A 21,850-nucleotide genomic window follows, 5' to 3' on the forward strand; every position below is an offset into this window, starting at 1 on the left:
AGGACGATCACTATGATTGCGACAGTCTTGAAATTTGCCGTAACGGGCGCGGGTGCTTTATGGCTTGGCACAGCCTATGGGGCTATGGCCACAGCGCAGACGGTTCCCGCTTCGCTAACCATGCCGTCCCCATCGGGCGATAAAATGCCCGACAGTGTGGCTGATCTGATCGCCATTGTTAGCCAGTCTACGGTAAACGTCATTTCAATTGAAAACGGCACCGCTGCCGAAGGCGCGTCCATGGGACAGGGCTCCGGGTTTATCATCAGTGCTGACGGCAAGGTCGTCACAAATTACCATGTCATCAGAGGCGGTGACAGTTACGAGATTAAGATGAGCGATGGCCGCATGTATAAGGCCCTCGTCATCGGAACGGATGAGGAAACGGATCTGGCTGTTTTACAAATTCAATCTTCCGACCCGTTTAAATTCGTCAAATTTTATCGTGGTAAGCCGCTGCGTGTGGGCGATTGGGTTTTAGCCATCGGTAATCCGTTCGGCATCGGACAAAGCTCCTCTGTCGGTATAATTTCCGCGCTTGGCCGTGACGCCGAGGGCAGCGGGCCCTATGTTGATTACCTTCAAACCGATGCCGTGATTAACCGCGGCAATTCCGGCGGCCCGCTTTATAATATGACGGGCGATGTCATTGCAGTGAATTCTGCTATTTACTCTCCAACAGGGGCCAGCGTCGGAATTGGTTATGCGATACCGCATGATATCGCCGAAGGTATAGTTTATGACCTTGTGACGAAAGGCAAAGTTAATCGCGGATTTTTCGGTGCAGCCCTGCGTACGGTCGAAGTCACAGCTGATGAAGATCCCAATTTTTTTCGGGAATATGTAACAGTTGAGGGTCTCGCGCCCGGCGGCCCCGCGCAAATTGCAGGCCTGAAGGTTGAAGATATTATCGTCAATATTAACGGATCGGCTGTTACTGACTCAGCGGAAGCCACCCGCAAAATCGGGCGTATGCGCGCAGGTCAAACCGTGAGTTTTGATGTCTTCCGCAATAATGAAACGATGACTGTGCCGGTCACTCTGGCCGAGCGACCTGCCAAAGCCAAGGTCGACGCGCTGGCGGGCGTCGTGCCCGGTAGCGGGACACCGCAAGCCCCGACAGCGCCAAGCGGCGATACCGGATTAGGTCTGGTAGATTTGTCGACTACATTTCGGGACAGTATTGGCATGCCGCGCGGTCAGGTCGGCGTTTATGTTGATACGGTCGCGCCCGGCACACATGCAGCGCGCAAAGGATTGCAATCCGGTATGATTTTGCTTGAGATTGATCAAAAACCTATTGCGTCAGTATCGCAATGGGAGAGCCTCATTGCCAAGGCGCGTAAAGCTGGAAAAACGAATATTTTACTTAAAGTCCGCACTTTAAACGGGTCGGAGAACTTCGTGGGCTTGCCCATATAACGGCCTCATTGTCGCCGTCTTTGCACGGCAATCTATGCGGCCAGATAAAGGAAAAACGATGAGAGTTTTGGTTGTAGAAGATGATGAAATCGCCGCGGAATATGTCCGCAAGGGATTAATGGAAGAGGGCCATGTTGTCGATCTGGCCCCTGACGGAGAAATCGGTCTGGAAATGGCTAAGGCCGCCGATTATGACGCCGTAATTCTAGACCGCATGCTGCCTAAACGCGACGGTCTGTCCGTTCTGTCGGCCATGCGTGAAGACGGCGATGCCACTCCGGTTCTGATTTTATCCGCGCTGGGCGAAGTCGATCACCGCGTCGAAGGCCTGCGTGCCGGCGGCGATGATTATCTGGCCAAGCCCTATAGCTTCACCGAACTCCTCGCCCGAGTCGAAGCCATTGGCCGGCGCAGCGATCCGACAGCCGCTGTGACCAAGCTGAAAGTCGCGGATCTTGAAATGGATCTGCTAGCCCGTACGGTCACTCGGGCAGGGCAGAATATTCTCCTACAGCCGCGCGAATTTCGTCTCCTAGAATGCTTGATGCGTCACGCCGGACGGGTTGTGACACGGACTATGTTGCTCGAAAAAGTATGGGATTACCACTTTGACCCCCAGACCAATGTCATTGACGTTCATATTTCCCGTTTGCGGGCCAAAATCGATAAAGAATTTGAATCCCCGCTTCTGCACACTGTGCGCGGGGCGGGTTATCGCTTGCAGCATTAATTAAGTCTGTCAAAACAGGCTTATGCTCGGTGGTGTCCCCAGACTGATTAAAAGTACGGTGTTCAGGCTTAGCCTGATCGCCGCCGGTTTGTTTATTGCCTCTTCGGTGATTGTGCTGGGCTATATTTATTATGCCTCAGTCACGGCGCCGCTTAATGAGATTAAAAAAGAGATCGAAGCCGAGCTTGATGTCTTGGTGGCGGAGCATGAAAAAAACGGATTAAACGGAATTAACCGTGAAGTTATTATACGGATGCGTCTTCTGGGTCCGAATATCTACTTCTTAAAATTACCGGCCGGTCAGACAGCAAATTTAAATCAACCGGCCATATTTGAAGAATTTAAGAACCCAAATAAAGTTGTTCGATTTTTACGTCGTCAGCCGGACGCTCAAAATCAAATTGACAAAGATAGCGGCGTGCGGCGCGGAATAGGATTATTCCGGCCCTTATATAATGGGTTATTTATATTTGTGGGCCGAGACGTTGAGGATCAACTCAAGACCGCAGAGCGATTACAGCGCGCTTTATTCATCGCCGCTATGATGTCGCTGATATTGGGCCTTGCTTCGGGTATTTATGTCTCAGGCCGGTTTGCGCGGCGCATTGATAGTTTAAACCGTCTGGCTACCGATATTCGCGGGGGAGATTGGAGCCGGCGGGCCCCGCTCACACAGTCCGGAGACGAGTTGGATGATCTGGCCGAGCATCTCAATGGCATGCTGGATCATATTAATACGCTGATGAGCGCCATGCGTTATGCCGGAGACAGCATTGCCCATGACCTGCGCAGTCCGCTGACGCGCCTTCGCACGCGGCTGGAAACCTCGGCAAATGAAATAAATGATCCGATTGCGCGAGAAACTTTGATCGATGCTGCGGAAAATGCCGACGAGCTTTTGCAAACCTTTGACAGCGTGCTGCGGATTGCGCGGCTTGAAGCGGGAGATCGCCGCGAATTACTGGTTCCGGTCGATCCAAAACCGCTGCTGGATGACTTGGCAGAACTTTATGAGCTGTCTTTTGAAGATGCAGGTCTAAAATTTGAGACGCAGATTAACGCAGTCGACGACATTCTCGCTGATCGCGGGCTGTTATCACAGGCCGTCTCAAATCTTTTGGAAAACGCCATTAAATATAACGAGCCGGGCGGAAAGATTGTTCTGGAGCTGAACAAGACGCGAAATGGCCGCGTCACGATTGCGGTTGTCGATGACGGCCCGGGCATCCCCGAGGCGCAGCGGCAACGCGTTAAAGAACGGTTTGTGCGGCTTGAAGATTCGCGCTCCAAGCCAGGCTCGGGCCTGGGCTTGTCACTTGTTACAGCTGTTGCGGATTTGCACAGGGCGACGTTTGAGCTGGGCAATGGCCATGGCTCCGATGAGAGCCGGCCCGGCCTGCGTTCAGAGCTTATTTTTCCCCGATACAAAGCCTGATTTTGTCGGAGCGGTTTACGGAGCGGGCAAATTTAGAGGCATTGGGTTACGCTGACTTTGACATGTTCATGGTCCGCGTTGCTGAGATGGCGCCTTATCTTTCGCGATTGATTGAGTTGGAGCCCGGTCTTGTGGAGTCTATCCGCGCCAAATCGCCCGAGACATTAAGCGAGGAGATTCTCAACGCCGTTCGCGCTTATCAAGTCTGCGATGTCGAAGCCGAATTAATGGCGGGCCTGCGCGCGCAGAAATATAAAATTCATCTGTTATGCGCTCTATGTGATCTCGCCGGAGTTTGGCCGTGGGAGCAGGTTACCCGTATGCTCTCTGATTTTGCGGACGCCGCATTACAGGTTACGCTGGGATATGCTGCACGGCAGGCGGGGTTGCAGACGGTTCCAAAGGGAATTTTTGTTCTGGCTTTGGGTAAATATGGCGGGCGGGAGCTAAATTACAGCTCGGATATAGACATCATATTTTTCTATGACCGCGACCTTGTGCGTCTTGATCCGGATCGCGGCATTGAGCGGCACATGATCCGCCTCGTGCAGCGCTGCGCACGTGTGATTGATACCATCAATGGCGAGGGATATGTGTTTCGCGTTGATCTGCGTCTTCGGCCGGATCCGCGATCCAACAGCGTTGCCATTTCGACATTTCTCGCCGAGCGCTATTACGAGGCTTTGGGACAAAATTGGGAGCGCGCGGCGATGATCAAAGCCCGCGTTTGCGCAGGTGATGAAGCCGCCGGGCAAACCTTTATAGACGAGGTGCTCTCCCCCTATATCTGGCGCAAAAACCTGGACTTCGCGGCGATCGACGATATTTCCGCTATGGCCAGGCAAATTCTGTCCAAGGGTGATCGCGCTAAAATTAAATCCGCGGATCATAATATCAAACTGGGCCGGGGTGGAATTCGGTCTATCGAATTTTTCACACAGACTCAGCAACTTATCCATGCCGGACGCCGCGCCCAGCTGCGTACGGCGCGTACGGACGATACATTGGATGCGCTGGCTCAAGCGGGCGTCATTACTGATCAAACCTGCATACAGATGAAAAACGATTACGCTTTTTTACGCAATATCGAGCACCGCATTCAGATGACAGAGGATGAACAGGACCATGTTCTGCCAGCTAATGATGAAAAGCGGTCGGCGATCGCATGGATGTCGGGATATAATGACCTCGCGGATTTTGACGACGCAGTGTACGGCACGCTTGAGCGCGTCCATAGCGCCTATGACGCGCTCTATGCGGGCGGCAGGTCTCTGGCGCTGTCCGAAGGGAGCCTAATGTTTACAGGCGTCGCGCCCGAGCGCGATACGCTGCGAACCTTAAATACGCTCGGCTTCACCCGTGGCAAAGACGTTTGGCGAGAAATGGCAGGATGGCTGGGTGGACGTATAGCCGCGACACGAACGCCGCGCGCGCGAGAACTGCTCACGGATCTGGCCCCGTTTATTATGACGGCCTGCCGGGATAGCGGGCAGGCCGACGAGGCCTTTTACCGGTTTTCTGATTTTTTTACGCGCCTGCGATCCGGCGTGGTTCTACTCTCAATGTTTAAAGCAAAGCCCGATACGCTAACGATGTTGATCAATCTTCTGGCTATGGCGCCGCGTTTGGCGCGCACGTTATCGGATCGGCCCGAAGTGCTGGATGTCTTGATCGAGCCGATGCGAGGCCCGCGTGAAACGGGCGCGATAACCGACACAAGTCTTGAGGAGGCCCTAAGCCAACTTCGCTTAGAGACGGGCGAGGTCCAATTTATAACCGGGGCAGGCCTGTTAACGGGTGCAGTCAGTCCGGCGGATGCGGCGCTGGCCTATACAGCGCAAGCCGACCGCGCCGTGCAAACCTTATTGCCGCTTGCATTTGAAAATGCAGCACAACGCCTAACCCCGCCCGGCGGGCTGGATTTTGCGGTTATCGCGCTTGGCAAAATGGGCAGCCGGGAAATGTCGGCGCGATCCGACCTTGATTTAATGGTGCTTTACCGTCCGTCTACCGCCTCCGACAGCGCACATCAATTTGCGGCGCGTATGACCAAGCGGCTCATCCGTTACCTGACATCAGTCACTGAAGACGGCCCCCTATACGATGTCGATATGGCCTTGCGCCCCAGTGGCGGATCCGGGCCGATCACCGTAAGCCAAGCTGCATTTGACAGCTATTACGCGAAAGATGCGTGGACATGGGAATTTATGACGTTGACCCGCGCGCGGGTCGTGGCGGCGTCGTCTGACGGTTACGCCTCTTTCCTGACTGCGCGTATTGTACAGGTTTTAAAATGGGCTGGCTCCGATAAAAAAATATGTACGGATGTACGTGATATGCGGGCGCGTTTGTGGTCTGAAAAACCGCCGAAAAACGATTGGCATATTAAACGTGTCAAAGGCGGGCGTGTTGATCTGGAATTTATCACGCAAGGGCTCAGCTTGATTGAGGCGGGCAAAGCGGACCGCGCAATTGATGGACATGTCCGCGCGGCCATTGGCGATGTTCATGAGGCAGGCGATATTAGTGACGAACAGTGCACGGCTTTAATTGCAGCCTATGATCAATTTGAAGCTTTACGTCAGGTTTTTGCAGTCTGTCTCAGCGGTGTGTTTGATCCCGAGGCAGACAGCGCGGCGCTAAAACGCACATTATGCAAGGTGACAGGGCAGCCTGACTTTAAGGCGTTGACGTTAAGCTATGCAAAGCACCGCGCGGATGTTTTGAAAGTGTTCGAAGAGTTATACGGGCCGTATTAAGTCCGGACTCTATGCCGCACCATTCTTTCAGCAAAGTAATTTGAGATGAGCTGGCGAAAGGCCGGAAACGTGGATGTGTGCGTGGGTATGACGTGGTTCGTTCTTTGACTGGGTGATGGCATTCTTTTTTTGCAGTAGCTTGTATACGTTTTTGGGCTGAAAGTAGAAGGGCCATTTTTAGCTGCTTAAACAAAAATGCGGCGGTCAGACTGATCATAGAAACTGCGCGGTGTAATGTCACATACCACGCAGGATATTTTTTCAAATGCGGGGGTAATTGCGCGCAGACTTTGTGTCAGTAAAAGTCTTAAACAGGGGGTGGCAGTGCGCGTAGTAATATCGGAGACTTGTTGAATGAAATAAGCTCTAAAAATAGCGGCAGGTTTGTGTGAACCCAAGCATAGGGCTATGGACATCAATAACGCGGTTTCGGATAGGGTTGCTACAAATGTAATTGAAGCAGCACACTGGCGATATAGGGCTGCGTCCAAACGAGGTTTAATTTGAAAAACTACAAAATCTTTGCCTTCATTCTCTTAGTGGCTTTCCTCATTCATTTGCCCGCGATGATATATCCAGACGGTAAAAGCCACAGCGCCGTTTACAACTTCATCTGGACAACCGAGTTTGCAGACTCTTTTCTAAATGATGTTTACTACCCGCGCTGGGCTCCCGGTAGCTTTGAAGGTTTAGGTAGCCCTACCTTCTATTTCTATCCGCCCCTAGCATTTTGGATAGCTGGAGCTTATGCGGCTCTGGGCATTCCACCGCTTTTGGCAGTGGTATTTGCTGGGGCGATGTTTAGCGCGGCGTCTGGCATGGCGATGTATTATTGGCTTGCGGCGCGGACACCGCATGCACTGCTGGGCGCAATCGCTTATATGCTCATGCCCTACCATCTTTATAATTTCTATGTTCGCGGTGCCTTAGCAGAATATGCAGCGTTTGTCTGGCTACCGTTGATAGTGCTTTCTATCGACCATCTGCCTAAAAAGCATGGAGTTTTGTTTCTTGCAATTTCATACGCGTGCTTGTTGTTAACACATATCCCTTCGGCTCTATTGGCGACGGTATTCTTGATAGCCCCTTACGCAATATATCAGGCCTATTATGACAGGGGGAAGATTTTGCCGGGAATTATAAGCGCGGCGCTTGGCATCGGCCTATCGTGTTTTTACTTAGTTCCCGCTCTCGCATTGCAGGACTATATCTCGACTGACTTACTATGGTCTAGCTATTATCAGCCAAGCTCGTGGTTCCCATGGAACCGTTTCGAAATTGGCTACCTGATCGGAATTCCTACTCTGGCCGTTACCTATATAATGTGCGGTATTTCGACACGTAACTTTTGGGGTGTAATTGCGATCATTGCAAGCGCGTCATCAGTCGGACTTATTCCCTTCATCTGGAATATTGATTTATTGACGCAGGTCCAGTTCCCCTGGCGGTTACTGGGGGTAGTTGAATTTGCGGCTGTCACCGCAATTGCTTTAGGCGTGCGGTACAAGCGCCTTCTGAAGTTCGGCTTGATAATCGCAATTATGCCCAGCGTGGCATTTCTGACGACTGCGTTACTCACAATACGCACACCGATGGACATCAGCGCTATTGATGAAAAGCGTCCTGATGCTCCCGAGTATTTACCACCTGGTGTAAAAAAGGACGGTATAACCGGAGTGGATCGCGTTGCAGACCTTACCGACTTTAAGCACCTTTCGCGTGGCGATCGCATCACTGTTTTGGCAAAAGGCGATGTTATGATTGGTCGCGCTGATTTCCCTATCTGGCAGATCGTTCACAATGGTAAGATTATCCCGCATGAGGGGCCTGTCATTAATTTTTATGCTCCTGAGCCGGGTGTCTATGTTGTGGAGAGGAAGGTGATGCCAAGTGAAAGAGTGGGATGGCTGGCATCGTTAATTACACTACTAATAATTCTGTTTCTATATATCAGTTCGTCTAAATACGTTTTCCTAAGGGCCCTTAGGTAGCGGCAGAAACTCCAAGGTTCACGCTGCCTGCGTCATTAAGGAACGGCCGGTCGTCCTGCTGATATCCTACCAAAGCACTTTCAGTAGGAAAATACCTTCACTTAGATTCTACACACTTTGGGTATCGTATGGGTCGAATGTCAACGACCGGTCGGATGGTAACTTAATCGGCTGTATTATATACTTTATATTTCGCTCTAGATTAGCCTTCGTAACGCGGGGGTCAGAGGTTCGAATCCTCTATGCCGCAGGAGGCGGGGCGGTTGGCTGAGTTTGATTTTGGGGAGCAGAGAGAGATACGGGCTCCGCTACATTATTAGGCGTGTTATCGCTACCGGCCAGCACATCAGCAATATCTTGGGCAAGACGATTAATTTCCTGACCCACTTCCTGATTTTTTTCAGGTGCGGATTTAACCGGCGGCGTGTTCGGAAGTGTAAATGTAACCGTTGTGCCTTCGCCCGGCTGGCTTTCCATCAGGAAGTTACCGCCATGAAGCTCAATCAGAGATTTGGACAGCGCGAGACCTAAGCCCGTACCTTCATTTTGTTTAGACGCATCCTTATCAACTTGTTCAAACGGCTTGGCCAAACGGTTAATATCATCCTTGGAAATGCCGATGCCGCTATCCATAACTTTAACGATGACGCCCGCTTGATTATCGATAACGCCCACACGCACTGTACCGCCTTCGGGTGTAAATTTGATCGCATTTGTAATGAGGTTCAGAAGGATTTGCTTGACGGCGCGCGGATCGGCTTCGACCGATTTTTCGCCCTCATTTTCATAGACCAATTTAAGTTTATTATCTTCCGCGCGGCCCCGGACGATCCGGAGAACTTGCGAGATCATATCGCCGACTTTAACCATGTCGGTATTGAGCGTCATCTTACCCGCCTCAATTTTGGACATGTCCAGAATATCATTAATCAAAGAGAGAAGATGCTGACCGGAAAAAAGTATGTCAGAGATATATTCCTTATAGCGGGGATCACCGAGAGGACCGAACATTTCTTTTTTCATAATATCGGAGAAACCGTTAATGGCGTTAAGGGGTGTGCGAAGCTCATGGCTCATATTTGCGAGGAAATCGGATTTTGACTGACTGGCTTCTTCGGCGCGGATTTTCTCCTGCTCGTAATTATCAGCCAATTCTAAAATACGCGCCTGTGATTTTCGAAGCACCCGAACTGTATCACGTAAAGCAACGTCATTATTGCGAAGCTGCTGCTCGCGCTGCCGTGTTTCGGTTATATCTGTACCGATAGATACCATACCACCATCGGCTGTAGGCCGTTCTACATAACGCACCCAGCGACCGTCTTTAAGCAGTATCTCAACGTCCTCCGGTTCGGTTTCATCATCCGTTTTAAAAATATCGTCGATATGAGAATGGGCCATATGTTCAATCAAATGCTGTTCCTGCCCCACTTTCAATTGACCACGCGTAAAGCCAAAAAAGTCTTCAAATTTTCCGTTCCATAACAAAATACGTTGCAGACGATCCCAGACAACAAAAGAATTTGTCATAGAATTTAAAGCGTCGTAAAGGCGGGCTTCGGCGAGTTGCAACCGGCTTTGCGCGCCGCGTTGTTCTGTAATATCGCTCCCCACACCGCAAATAATAGACTGCTCACCCGAACGCCGAATATCCCCGCGCAATTTTAGTATTACAGGCCTGTGCGCGGCGCGAATATCTATTTCAAACGTGCCTTGCATTATGGCGCGACGCCCTGAAGCGATCACCCGCTCGCGGTCTTCTGTGGCGACGAGCGATAGGAAATGGGACATGGACATGTCCTGATCACCTTCTGTCAAACCGAGAAAGCGAGCCAGCGAGCGGTTGAGGAAAACAAGATTTTCGTGCACATTGATTTCAAATATCCCCCCCCTACCACTTTCCACAGCCCGCTGATATCGTAACTGCGATAAATCACTGCTTAGCTGTCCCTGCTTGGCATCGGCGACCTGTCCATAAGCGCGACGCATCAAGGCAAAAATTAAGGCTGTTGTCCCGCCGAAGAGGAGCAGGAAAGTAATCAGATTGTCATTAATCCCAACGGCTGGCGCGCCGATATTTCGGATAAAGGTTAGATCTGTATTTGCGATCCGGGTCGCGGCCATAACTTTGCCACCGGGCAAAGCGCGTGTGCCAACTCCTTGCTCAATTGTCGTGACGCGCGAAAGCTGCGACTCTGAGATTGCAAATATATCGGCTAAAGTTCCCGTGCGAACATTACTTGTCCCGTCAATCACCTGACCGCTGCGTGAAACGACGGCTTCAGTAGCAGCGCCGCTCGTCCCGAGAAAGCTGTTAGGCGCGTATTGAGTGATCAGAAAATTCTCACCTGCACGCCGAATAATAACCGGGACATCCCGGCCATTTACGCCCGGGAAACTATCGATTCGAATACCATTTTCGGGTATATTTTTGACTGAAACCGCTTCGAGTGCTTTTGCGTCTGACGGGTAGTGGGACAGTGAAATGCCGTCCGGGCCGATAAGCGCGACGCCCGATACATTATTACCGCGCGCGGAAATGCCGACAATTTGTGATGGCGATCCGCGAAATGAAAGCGCCGTTTCCTGCCATCGCACGGCTGTACCGATACGTTCTGAAATACTATTACTTTTTTCGACAATGAGAGCTTTGCTTTGCTCAAGGCCGGCAATCTGATCCGCCGTGCGCGTACTCAAAACGGTTGAGCCGGCGAGCAGAACGAAAAAAATCAAAAAGCCAATGGCTGCCGCAAATAAGAATTTATTACGTTTTGCTTTTGGGCGGGATTTAAATGCGGAGCTGAGGCGTTTGGTGAAGAGTCTATTTGCGGGTGTTTCTATTTGCGCCGTTCTGGACACCGGCTCACCGCGTGGCAATAGCCGCTTCTCAATAAAATTATGCCCAGATTGTCCGGAAGGATTATATTGGTTATTTGATAGGGGCTGCGCTGGACGTGGCGGGGGCGGCGTGTGATGGGCATGAGACTGGGCCGGCGTGTGAGGAGCATATTGCTGCGGGGCAGGCGAACGCGGCGCCGCCTGCATAGGCTGCGGCGTAGGTCTTCCATGTGTTGGTCGTCCTGTATTTTGCGTCATGCAAAAACCCCCGAATCACTGCTGAGAGTAAGGTGAAACGCTTACAAATGTCGAGCGCTCTGGCCGGATTAAAACTGTGGTAGACCATTTTATTTGCGAATTGGTTCGCGAGACGGCGTGCCGAGCGCGTAGCCCTGCGCGGCATCAAAGCCCAGTGATTTAACAAATGTAATTACAGCCTGATCCTCGACGCCTTCAGCAATAATTTTAAGATTGAGATCCTGGCGTAGATTGAGAAGGTTTTTCAAAATGACGAGGTCGCGCTCACGGTGCATTGCGGCCTGTACAAAGTCGCCGTCGATTTTGAGCCATTGCGTTTCAAAGGCCCGTAAATAGCGGATTGACGCCGCGCCTGCGCCGACATCATCCAGACATAGAGGGTGACCCGCTGCGGACAATCTGGACAGAATATGTTGGGCACGCGTCAGGTCACGCATATCCCATGTCTCTGTCAATTCGATAATAAGCCGTTCAGGCGCGGTTTTTTGCTTGGACAGAGCATAAAACAGCGCTTCTTCGAATGGCGGCTCAAGCATGGACGCGCCGGATAGATTAACCGCAATAGGGAGGCGCCTGCGATCCAGATTGAGCGTGCGGATCGCTTGTTCGAGCATAGAAACATCGAGCGTCGCGATCGCGCCGCTAATTTCTGCCGGACGCAGCATATCCACCAGACCTTCATCTGCTTCGAACCGCACAAGCCACTCATCATGTATGGGCTGCATCGTCTCCAGATCGACGACCGGCTGACGCATTATAAAATAGCGTTTTTCTTGAACATGTTGCCGGAAACCGGCGGCGGTTTTTGGATCGGACATAGAGCTGTTGCCTTGCAGTGTATCCGTTAAGCCCCCAGCGCCTTTTGCGCAATTTCCAGGACGTTTTTGGACGGTTTCCCCGCAATAACACGGTTTAGCTGATGCTTTATTAAAGTTTGGCGGTGGGAATCCAGCCGCTTCCAGATTTCAAACACCCCCAGCAGGCGCGCCGCCACGCCCGGATTCTTGCCATCCATTTCGATCACGCGGTCCGTATAAAAGGCATAGCCGGAGCCATCATAAGCGTGGAAGTTTTTCGGATTGCTCATGGCAAACCCGCCGACGAGGGCTCGAACACGGTTTGGGTTATGGCTCTGATAAGCCGCGTGGTCGAGCAGGCTGGCTATTTGCGCAAAGCTCTGTTTGCCTGCGCGTGAAGATTGCAGCGCAAACCATTTATCAACCACTAAATCGTCGTCTTTCCAGCGTTCGTAAAAGACATCGCTGGCCGCGTCGCCCATGGCGTCATCATTGCGCATAAGGGTCATCAGTGCAGAAATCTCGTCCGTCATATTGTCGGCTGTATCGAACTGTCCTTTGGCCGTGGCTTTGGTGTCATGACGGCCTTGCGTAGCCAGCAAAGACAGACAGGCATTTTTCAGCGCCCGCCGCGCGGCATGTTGCGCGCAGGGATCATATTCGCTGTCGCTCTGGTTTTCCGTATAGAGACGCGAAAGCTCAATTTGGCAGTTATCGGCGATGGCGCGGCGCAGCCAGTCCCCGGCTTCAGCAATCGCGATCGGATCAACATTATCCATTGCCAGAAGAAGTTCACTGCCCATCGGTATGCCCAGCGCCAAAGCTTTGAAGCCCGGATCGATTGTCTTATCTTGAAGCGTTTTACGGATGGCATCTGTGTAATAGCGAAGCGCGGGGTCAACGGCTGGCATTTTGCCGCTTTGGATGGCTGTGGTTTGCGCAATTAACAGATCGCGCGCGAGCGCCTGTCCGGCTTCCCAACGCGAGAATAAATCGGTTTCATAGGCCATGATATGCGCGCGGCGGGACGCAGTCTGGTCGAAATTGACCGTCACCGGCGCAGCGAATCCGCGGTTAACGGACAGAATAGAGCCGGGTTTGATATCTCTTAGCGTGACGGTGTCTTTGGCCGTGCTCAAAGGGATCATTTGCTCTGCGTAAACCTCGCCATCCGGAGCGATCAAGGCCATGGTGACAGGCATCATCATCGGGACTTTTCGGCTTTGTCCGGGCGTCGGATACGTCTTTTGCTCTAGGCTCACCGTCAGCGTTTGGGCGCTGTCATCGCGTTTTGTTCTAATGGACAAGACAGGCGTTCCCGCCTGTTCGTACCACAGCATAAATTGTGACAGGTCACGTCCGCTGGCGGCCTCGAAACATTCGATAAATTGTTCAATTGTTGCGGCTGTGCCGTCGAGCGTTTCAAAATAATGATCGCTGCCTTTGCGAAATAGCTTTTCACCCAGAAGCGCTTTGAGCATACGGATAAGCTCTGCGCCTTTTTCATAAATCGTCGCCGTGTAGAAATTATCAATTTTCAAATATTGCGTCGGCCGCACAGGATGCGCCAGCGGGCCGGCATCTTCAGGAAATTGACGTGCGCGTAGCGCTTTGACATCCTTGATACGCTGCAAGGCCGCGCCGCGCTCATGGGCGCTAAATTCCTGATCGCGAAAAACCGTGAAGCCTTCTTTCAGGCAGAGCTGGAACCAGTCGCGGCAGGTAATGCGATTGCCCGTCCAGTTGTGAAAATATTCATGGGCGACAACGCTCTCAATGCGCTGAAAATTCATGTCCGTCGCGCGTTTGGCGTCGGCCAGCAGCAGCGCGGAGTTGAATATATTCAGTCCCTTATTTTCCATTGCGCCGAAATTAAAATCGCGCACAGCGACAATCATGAACCGATCCAAATCATATTCGCGGCCAAAGGCTTTCTCGTCCCACGCCATAGAGCGTTTAAGGCTATCCATGGCATAGTCAGCGCGGGAAGCATCGCCCGGATCGACATAAATATCGAGAGGAATATCGCGCCCGCTCATCGTCGTGAAGCTGTCGGAGATCGTGTCAAACTCACCCGCAACCAAGGCGAAAAGATAGCACGGTTTGCGAAACGGATCCTCCCAGACCGCGAAGTGACGCCCGCCGTCCAGATCGCCTTCTTCCATCAAATTGCCATTCGAGAGCAGGGTTGGATAAGCGGCTTTATCGGCCGTTACTGTGACACGGTAAGTTGACAAGACATCCGGGCGGTCCGGGAAATAGGTAATACGGCGAAAGCCTTCGGCCTCGCATTGTGTGAAGAACCGTCCGCCCGAGACATAGAGTCCCATGAGCTGCGTGTTATCTTTTGGCGCGCATGTATTTTCGATCATTAGGGTAAAGGTGTCGGGGACATTTTTAATGATGAGCTGGGTCTGGTTCAGGCGGTAATCACTGCGGTTTAGTGCCGTCCCGTCTATGGCCACACTAATCAGATCGATATCTTCACCGTCGAGAACAAGCGGCGCGCCTGCCGCCCCTGTGCGCGTCATTTTCATCTGTGACGTAACCCGCGTTTTAGCCGGATCGAGATTAAAATCCAGCGCGACCGTTTCGATATTAAAATCAAACGGCGCGTAATCGGAAAGGCGGGTCGGAGTAGGGGCTGTGTCGGTGCGCATAAATCTCTCATCTTAGTTTGCTCTGTGTTCGGGAATTAAAACGGCGATGGCAAGAGGGAAGACAGACTTTACTTCATCACGCGTCAGAGTAATCTATAGAAAATGGGGAGAATATCATGAATAGGTTTTCGCGCAGACATTTTGCGCAATTGGCCGGCGGGGCCGCATGGCTGGCCGGGTGTTCTCAAGGGGCGGACACAAAGCGGGCGGACACATCAGGGCCGAAAGTCGACGCTGCGGACATCGCTGAGAGCGGCGCGCCCGCAGTGTTTGCAGAGTTTCCTGTCATCGACACGCCGCTTAAAACACTGGCCGCGCAGAAAGGCCTGCGCTTTGGCACAGCCATCGGTCATGGCGAGTCCAGCGGACTGGATGACGACGCTTACGGGGCGCTTATCAAACGCGAATGCAATGTTCTCGTGGCAGAAAATGAGCATAAATTATACTCCACATTAGGCGGCGGACCGGAGCCGATGACATTTGCGCGCGGCGACGCCATTGTCGATTTTGCCATAGAAAACGGCATGGATATGCGCGGCCATGTGCTGCTATGGAACCGTATGGATTTTACGCCCGATTGGGTCAGCGCCTATGATTTTGGCAAGGATAGCCGCGCTGGCATGGCAAAATGGCTTGATGGATATATCAAAGATCTGACGGGGCATTACGGGACAAAAATCTATAGCTGGGACGTTGTCAACGAGACGATTGATCCGGCCACAGGACATCCGCGCGAGACTATATTTACGCAAAAATACGGACCGGACGTGGTCGACTTTGCCTTCCGTAGCGCCCGTGAGCATGCCCCACATGCTGAATTGGTCTATAACGACTATATGATATGGGAGCCTAATAATGAGGCGCATATCGCAGGCGTTTTGCGATTGCTAGAGGGCTTTAAAAACCGCGATGTTCCGATTGATGCCTTTGGCGTGCAGGGCCATCTGAGCACGCAAAATCATACCGGGCGCACGACCGGGGACGGCAAAGGCTATACCGATCCGCAGAGGGCGGAGTTTACGAGATTTCTTGATGAGATTGTCGGTATGGGATACAATTTGATTGTATCAGAATTTGATGTGAACGATACGGATTTGGTGGCGGATCCTGATGTGCGCGACCTGCAAATGGCCAGTTATGGCGGGGCGTTTCTTGACATGATGCTCAGCTACCAACAGGTCAAAGACGTCTTGATGTGGGGCATGGCGGATCATCATAGCTGGCTTCGCGAATGGTGGCCGCGCAGCGATGCGGCGCTCAAACGTCCCGCGCTATATGACGATCAATTGCGGCCCAAAGCCCTGCGCCAGGCCGTTGCAAAATCGCTCATCAACGCGCTGGCGCGCTAGCCGCCTTCAAAGCGGCGGGAGGAGAGGCGGCTCTAACCGCTAAAATAACTAGACATTCGCGCCTTATGGCGTAAGGCGGCCAGCAAATCCTCCTGCTAGACCAGAGCCTTATTATGTCCGATGCGACGCCTATCAAATTCTTACGCAATGTTGCCATTGTAGCCCATGTTGACCACGGTAAAACCACGCTTGTCGACAAATTGCTCCGTCAATCGGGCACGCTGGATGAGCGCGGCGAGCGTGAAGAACGCGTCATGGACAGCAATGACATTGAAAAAGAGCGCGGCATTACAATTCTGGCGAAAAACACCGCGATTAAATGGACTGATAAATCAGGCCAGGAATGGCGCATCAATATCGTCGACACACCGGGACATGCTGACTTTGGCGGAGAGGTCGAGCGCGTCCTGTCTATGGTCGACTCCGTTGTGCTTTTGGTCGACGCCGTTGAAGGGCCGATGCCGCAAACCACATTTGTGACCAAAAAAGCTTTGGCCCAGGGTCTGAAGCCCATCGTCGTCGTCAACAAAGTCGACCGCAATGGCGCGCGTCCGGATTGGGCCGTTGACCAGACATTTGATTTGTTTGACCGCCTTGGCGCAGACGAAGAGCAAATGGATTTCCCGACAGTCTTTGCCTCTGCGCTCAATGGCTGGGCCAGCATGGACAGCACGGCGACAACCGGCGAAGATATGGGCGATCTGTTCCAAACCATCGTCGAGCACACGCCTGTCCCCGATGTTGATCCGTCAGGCCCGTTGCAGCTCCAAGTCTCCGCGCTGGATTATAACAGCTATACCGGCGTGATCGGGATTGGCCGCGTTGTGCGCGGATCCATTAACCGCAATCAGCAGGTTATCGTCGCTGCGCCGGATGGCAAACAGCGCCGCGCTAAAGTCTTGCAGCCCTACGGCTTTATGGGTCTTGAGCGTATCGAAATGGACAGCGTTCAGGCCGGCGATATCGTTGCCTTTACGGGTATCGACAAGCTGGGGATTTCCGACATGATTGTCGACCCGGATCATGTGGATATGCTGCCGCCGCTCTCTGTGGACGAGCCGACGATCTCCATGACATTTCAGGTCAATGACAGCCCCTTTGCGGGCCGCGAAGGTAAATATGTGACCTCGCGCAATATCAAAGACCGTCTGGAAAAAGAACTGATCCATAATGTGGCGCTGCGCGTCGAGCAATTGGACGAGGCTGATAAATTCCGCGTCTCCGGCCGCGGCGAGCTTCACTTGTCCATCCTGATCGAGAACATGCGCCGCGAAGGCTTCGAGCTGGCCATCTCCCGCCCGCAGGTGATTAATAAGACAATTGATGGCGAATTATGCGAGCCTTACGAGGCGCTGACCATTGATGTCGAAGAAGATCACCAAGGCTCCATTATGGAGAAACTCGGTGAGCGCAAAGGCATGATGACGGACATGGTTCCGGACGGCAAAGGCCGCGTGCGTATTGACTATGAAATTCCAACGCGCGGCCTGATTGGCTTTCGGTCCGAATTCATGACGCTCTCCTCAGGCTCCGGTCTGATGTATCACAATTTTGATAAATATGCCCCGCGCACAAAATCCGCCGGCATTGGCCGCCGCCAAAAAGGCGTTCTGATTTCCAAAGAAACCGGCAAGGCGCTGGCCTTTGCGATTTGGAATCTACAGGATCGCGGACGCATGTTTATCGGTCACGCCGAAGAAGTTTATGAAGGCATGATTGTTGGCATTAACGCCCGCGATAATGATTTGGTCGTCAACGTCCTCAAAGGCAAACAGCTGACCAATATGCGCGCCTCGGGCAATGATGAAGCCGTCACGCTAACGACGCCCATTCAAATCACGCTGGAGAGCGCGCTTGAATTTATCAATGATGATGAGCTGGTCGAAGTCACGCCCGAGAGCATCCGCATCCGCAAGCGCTACCTAACTGAAAATGCCCGCAAAAAAGAAAGCCGCAAGGCTGACGCGCTGGAGGCGAACAGCGCGTAGGGGGAGGTAAGCGCTTGTTGGTGAGGTGGGTATTTTTTCCCAAAAGGAGATGTTAGCGACGACTCCCCCCAATTCTGGTAAGTTCAGAGACATCTCGCTAAAATGGCAATATGCCTTAATTATCAGCTTCATTAACGTCTTCTTTTTTAGTGTCCTTCGTATCGAACTCAATTCCCATCCATGAACCAACTTTGAGATGAGTTTCATTTTCTTGATCTAGGTTTTCTATGAGTTCATCTTTTACAGATTGATCCGATAGATTGTACGCCTTGATCAGTTGATCTTTGTATTGGGTTAGTAAACTCGAAGATTCTTCAGAGTCTGATGAGAGCAGAGGCAATGCGAACTTAAGTATAGCCACTTTCGGATGCGCCTCTAGCGGAAAAGAAAAATCTTCGTGCTGATACAAAGCAAAAAGGTTCACCAATTCAGCATTCGACAACGTGTCTCTTGCTCCTAGGTATTTTACAACATCCTGTGTCCAAGAAGCTCTACTTTTTTCCTTCATTAATAGTGGAAAATTCGGCCACTTAAATTTGAGCGTCGATGGAGCAAAACCTTTATCAATAATTTGCTTAGTGACATCTAGTAGCGCTGGTCGAAGTGCTAGGGTTTTTACTCCATGAGGATAGCCCAATTCTAGCAAAAGAAGGGCAGACTTTGCGATCTCATCCTCGCTGAGAAGAGACGCAACCCAACCATCCTTTTCAATAGTGTTGATATGACTTGCAATAATTTTCGGTATTTCATCCATTTTGGAAGGGTGTAACTGTTTTATCTTACGGACAAAGTTTTCTGGCAAACTCACACTACTCTTAGCCGGGTAGCGCTCTGCGAAATATTCGGAATAGCCCGCAAATTTCTTCAACAACTCCAAAGACAACTCTTCACCCAATAGTTCAGTGTATGCATCGAATTTAATGCCTATATCTTTGATAACTAATGCACCAAGGCCTCCGGGTGTAGCTACTCCATGTTTAAAAACCTCTTGATAGAAATTATTTGGTTCTTTGAGTTCAATAGCAAGGTCTGCTGTGGAATTCATGGAGCCATTGTTCGAAGTAAGCTTTGAGTAAATACTAACTTCCTTTTCAATATCCTGATGATTGTTATTGGTTCTATCGTTAAATAGAGAACAATCCTCAACCATTGCGCCAAGATGCGGGTGGGTAGATACAGTCACGTTTTGAATATCACCACCAAAACTCTCCGTTTGATGGAATCGTAACTTGGCTGCAGTTTCGAAGTCTTTGGTCTTTACTGCAATAGAATAAAGTCGATAGACCACCCCACTATCATCAAGAATTTTCCAGTGAGTTTTTACAAAGTAGTTTTCAACTAAGTTTAGTAAAGCTTTTGTCAGATTTAAGGCATTTTCTGCATCTTCCAAAGCATCAGTATTTAAGTGCTCCGCGATTAATTTAGTAAACACACTTGACGTTGTTGACGGTAACGAGCGTCCAAATCTTAGCGTGAATTGATTAAGTTGCTCGGCGCTTTTCTCAATACGGCTCTCAAAGGGCGTGTTGAGCTTAGCTTCTAGCGGTATGTTTAGATCTTCAATTGGAGTGGAAAGCATTTCACTCTTTATGGAGGCCATTCCAAATATATGTTCTGGTGTCGGCCATTTTATCTCTTTTTCTTTTATAGTTTCTAAAGTGCTCTCAGTTGCGTGCTCTTCGACTGTTTGCAAAAATTTGCTGTAAACTGTAAACCATTGACGGCCATATGTATGATTTTCTTCATCTTCAGTGGCTTCATGATTTTGCAGCAATTCCTGCAAATACGCCTGAACTAAGAACGCGTATGAAGTCGCTTTGCTTGGATAGATCGCACCAAAATGCTCCAGTGGATACAGAAGGCCTTCCAATAATTCCGCCACGTCACTTATAGGATCTTTTTGACTCAGACTTGAAACGTGATTTACAAATGCTCCTAGAATATTATTTTTCTCATGATCACTTAATACGGTCAGCTCCTTAACTTGCATTAAACCTCTTAATATTGGTAAGTCGGTTCTATTGTCTAAGGAACCTATCGACTCATCCACTGTAGCGAGCAATTGTGCAATAAAGCCAGGATGCCCTTCCATATCGACAAGAGCACTACTGTCTTCTCTAAACAAACTGTTGCGAATTTCGTCGCCGAGAAGCGCTTGATAAGCCAAGTCTGGCTCAACATTGAAATGTAACGCAGCGACAAATTTAGGCCAATCTATGTCTGATAGATGGCGGCTGGTGAACTTATCACCATATGCAGACTTTTTGAGAAGCTCAGAATTCCCCTCTATTGCACCACGTCTAAGAGAATATAGAGCAATCGCCATGATTGGAATATCACCGTTCCCTCTAGTATTCCAAAGAGTGACCAATTCATTTATGAAGGACTTGATTAGTCTTGGGGATTCCTTTCTTTTGTTCATTAGCATCCAATGATTGAACAGTTGATATATTTTTACAGCGTCATCCTCAGAAATTTGCTTTCCAAATGCGTCTTCAATTTGAGATACAAAGAAAGATTTTACATCGGATATTACAGGAGCTGAGACCCGATATGTAGACATGAAAGTCTTGTGAAATATGTCCTCATTATGGGGGCCAAGTTCTGCATTCCCTGAATCATCACTGCGGGGATTAACTAAGCAATTGAGGATATGTTTTTTATCATATGGAACAATTACAGTGATAGGATGATCTGACGAAGTTGGGCTGCTCGTCGAATAGGCGTAGAAAGTTCTTAATTCAGCCCATACGTCGGGTATATTATCTTCGGGCAGTCTATCAATATTGTCCAAAACGATAACAAAGCGCTTTTCTTTTTGGTTCTTACCATGTTTTACCTTGGCAAGAATTTCGTTAAAGGTTTGACGAAATTCAGTGGAGGTCGGGTTTTCATCTCTAATGAATTGTTTGCGTGTGGTTTCTTTTGCTTGTCCCTTAATCAAAGACATCACCGCTGAACCAGCATCATTTTGGGCTTTCACATAATGATAACCCACTGAAAATAGAGCGACAATTAACGGTGAGATAGAGAGAAAAAGGAACGGTGCTAAAAGCCACCAATTCAGGCCTCCTTCTGCAGCTAGTTGCCACCGTGTTAATACCAGGAACAATGGAGTAATCAAAATTGCTACAAACAAGCACTTTGCAGTATTTGAAAATGCAGCACGATCTTGAGTCGTCGTAACAGTCTTTCGACTTCTAATTTTGTCGTTGAATTCCTTAAAGCTAGAATTGCTAATTAGCGCCTCGTCATTCAACCAATTTAGGAATGAGATCAAAAAAGCTCTCTTGAAGTCGTCTGTTTGATGGATCCACAAGTCAAATTCAAAAAACCGATAGTCAAAGGAATTGGATGATTTAGAGTCGATGAAAGCTTTAGCAAGTTTAATTACGGTGGACTTACCGCTACCCCAATCTCCCTCTAAACCGATAGCGCCATCTTCATTTGCTAATTCAATTAGTCCATTAGCTAGAGCATTGGCGGTTCGCGTGTGTCCGGCGCCCGAGAAGAAGTCGCTTTCAGCCGGCAAGTCTGAAACTCTCTTGGCGAGCTGGAACTCGTTTTCATCACTTTTCTTCACGATGCCCCCCGGGCTATATTTCAAGACACTTTAAATAAAA

Annotated in this window: 11 protein-coding genes; 7 read left to right on the forward strand and 4 right to left on the reverse strand. The window is 50.4% G+C overall.

Annotated elements, in window-relative coordinates; translation table 11 throughout:
* The first annotated feature begins 12 nt into the window (after positions 1-12).
* The 5 genes from H142_RS13775 to H142_RS13785 all read left to right on the forward strand — a co-directional run bounded on the left by H142_RS13775 (position 13) and on the right by H142_RS13785 (position 8,337).
* The gene (locus H142_RS13775) at positions 13-1,422 is read left to right on the forward strand and encodes a trypsin-like peptidase domain-containing protein (RefSeq protein ID WP_017930164.1); all 1,410 of its coding nucleotides are present in this window, start codon (positions 13-15) and stop codon (positions 1,420-1,422) included.
* A gap of 58 nt (positions 1,423-1,480) precedes the next feature.
* The gene (locus H142_RS0100670) at positions 1,481-2,152 is read left to right on the forward strand and encodes a response regulator transcription factor (protein ID WP_026147672.1); all 672 of its coding nucleotides are present in this window, start codon (positions 1,481-1,483) and stop codon (positions 2,150-2,152) included.
* Between the two features lie 22 nt (positions 2,153-2,174).
* Positions 2,175-3,587, forward strand: a complete 1,413-nt coding sequence (locus H142_RS0100675) for a sensor histidine kinase (RefSeq protein WP_017930166.1) — start codon at positions 2,175-2,177, stop codon at positions 3,585-3,587.
* A gap of 62 nt (positions 3,588-3,649) precedes the next feature.
* On the forward strand, positions 3,650-6,346 hold the full coding sequence (locus H142_RS13780) for a bifunctional [glutamine synthetase] adenylyltransferase/[glutamine synthetase]-adenylyl-L-tyrosine phosphorylase (RefSeq protein ID WP_017930167.1): 2,697 nt from the start codon (positions 3,650-3,652) through the stop codon (positions 6,344-6,346).
* A gap of 503 nt (positions 6,347-6,849) precedes the next feature.
* Complete coding sequence (locus tag H142_RS13785; RefSeq protein ID WP_017930168.1) at positions 6,850-8,337, forward strand: glycosyltransferase family protein; 1,488 nt, start codon at positions 6,850-6,852, stop codon at positions 8,335-8,337.
* A gap of 240 nt (positions 8,338-8,577) precedes the next feature.
* Here the strand turns inward: H142_RS13785 and H142_RS16005 are convergent, their stop codons facing one another.
* From H142_RS16005 to pepN, 3 genes are all read right to left on the reverse strand, one after another.
* On the reverse strand, positions 8,578-11,070 hold the full coding sequence (locus H142_RS16005) for a PAS domain-containing sensor histidine kinase (protein WP_233341528.1): 2,493 nt from the start codon (positions 11,068-11,070) through the stop codon (positions 8,578-8,580).
* Positions 11,071-11,522: 452 nt separating this feature from the next.
* Complete coding sequence (locus H142_RS0100695; protein WP_017930170.1) at positions 11,523-12,251, reverse strand: EAL domain-containing protein; 729 nt, start codon at positions 12,249-12,251, stop codon at positions 11,523-11,525.
* Positions 12,252-12,277: 26 nt separating this feature from the next.
* The gene (gene pepN, locus H142_RS0100700) at positions 12,278-14,890 is read right to left on the reverse strand and encodes an aminopeptidase N (protein ID WP_017930171.1); all 2,613 of its coding nucleotides are present in this window, start codon (positions 14,888-14,890) and stop codon (positions 12,278-12,280) included.
* A 116-nt stretch (positions 14,891-15,006) separates the two neighbouring features.
* Here pepN and H142_RS0100705 point away from each other — a divergent pair, with 116 nt between their 5' ends.
* A complete protein-coding gene (locus H142_RS0100705; RefSeq protein ID WP_017930172.1) occupies positions 15,007-16,239 on the forward strand; it encodes an endo-1,4-beta-xylanase in 1,233 nt (410 codons plus the stop codon).
* A 113-nt stretch (positions 16,240-16,352) separates the two neighbouring features.
* Positions 16,353-18,227: a translational GTPase TypA gene (typA, locus tag H142_RS0100710; RefSeq protein ID WP_017930173.1), complete on the forward strand. Its 1,875-nt coding sequence runs from the start codon at positions 16,353-16,355 to the stop codon at positions 18,225-18,227.
* A gap of 115 nt (positions 18,228-18,342) precedes the next feature.
* On the opposite strand, the gene H142_RS0100715 is transcribed toward typA, so the two are convergent.
* Complete coding sequence (locus H142_RS0100715) at positions 18,343-21,810, reverse strand: P-loop NTPase fold protein (protein WP_017930174.1); 3,468 nt, start codon at positions 21,808-21,810, stop codon at positions 18,343-18,345.
* Between the last annotated feature and the right edge of the window lie 40 nt (positions 21,811-21,850).

Source organism: Robiginitomaculum antarcticum DSM 21748 (assembly GCF_000365025.1).
Taxonomy (GTDB): domain Bacteria; phylum Pseudomonadota; class Alphaproteobacteria; order Caulobacterales; family Maricaulaceae; genus Robiginitomaculum; species Robiginitomaculum antarcticum.

Excerpts from the sequence above, each read along its gene's own strand:
- H142_RS13775 (WP_017930164.1), top strand. The coding sequence starts at position 13 with ATGATTGCGACAGTCTTGAAATTTGCCGTAACGGGCGCGGGTGCTTTA.
- H142_RS0100670 (WP_026147672.1), top strand. The coding sequence starts at position 1,481 with ATGAGAGTTTTGGTTGTAGAAGATGATGAAATCGCCGCGGAATATGTC.
- H142_RS0100675 (WP_017930166.1), top strand. The coding sequence starts at position 2,175 with ATGCTCGGTGGTGTCCCCAGACTGATTAAAAGTACGGTGTTCAGGCTT.
- H142_RS13780 (WP_017930167.1), top strand. The coding sequence starts at position 3,650 with ATGTTCATGGTCCGCGTTGCTGAGATGGCGCCTTATCTTTCGCGATTG.
- H142_RS0100695 (WP_017930170.1), bottom strand. The coding sequence starts at position 12,251 with ATGTCCGATCCAAAAACCGCCGCCGGTTTCCGGCAACATGTTCAAGAA.
- pepN (WP_017930171.1), bottom strand. The coding sequence starts at position 14,890 with ATGCGCACCGACACAGCCCCTACTCCGACCCGCCTTTCCGATTACGCG.
- H142_RS0100705 (WP_017930172.1), top strand. The coding sequence starts at position 15,007 with ATGAATAGGTTTTCGCGCAGACATTTTGCGCAATTGGCCGGCGGGGCC.
- typA (WP_017930173.1), top strand. The coding sequence starts at position 16,353 with ATGTCCGATGCGACGCCTATCAAATTCTTACGCAATGTTGCCATTGTA.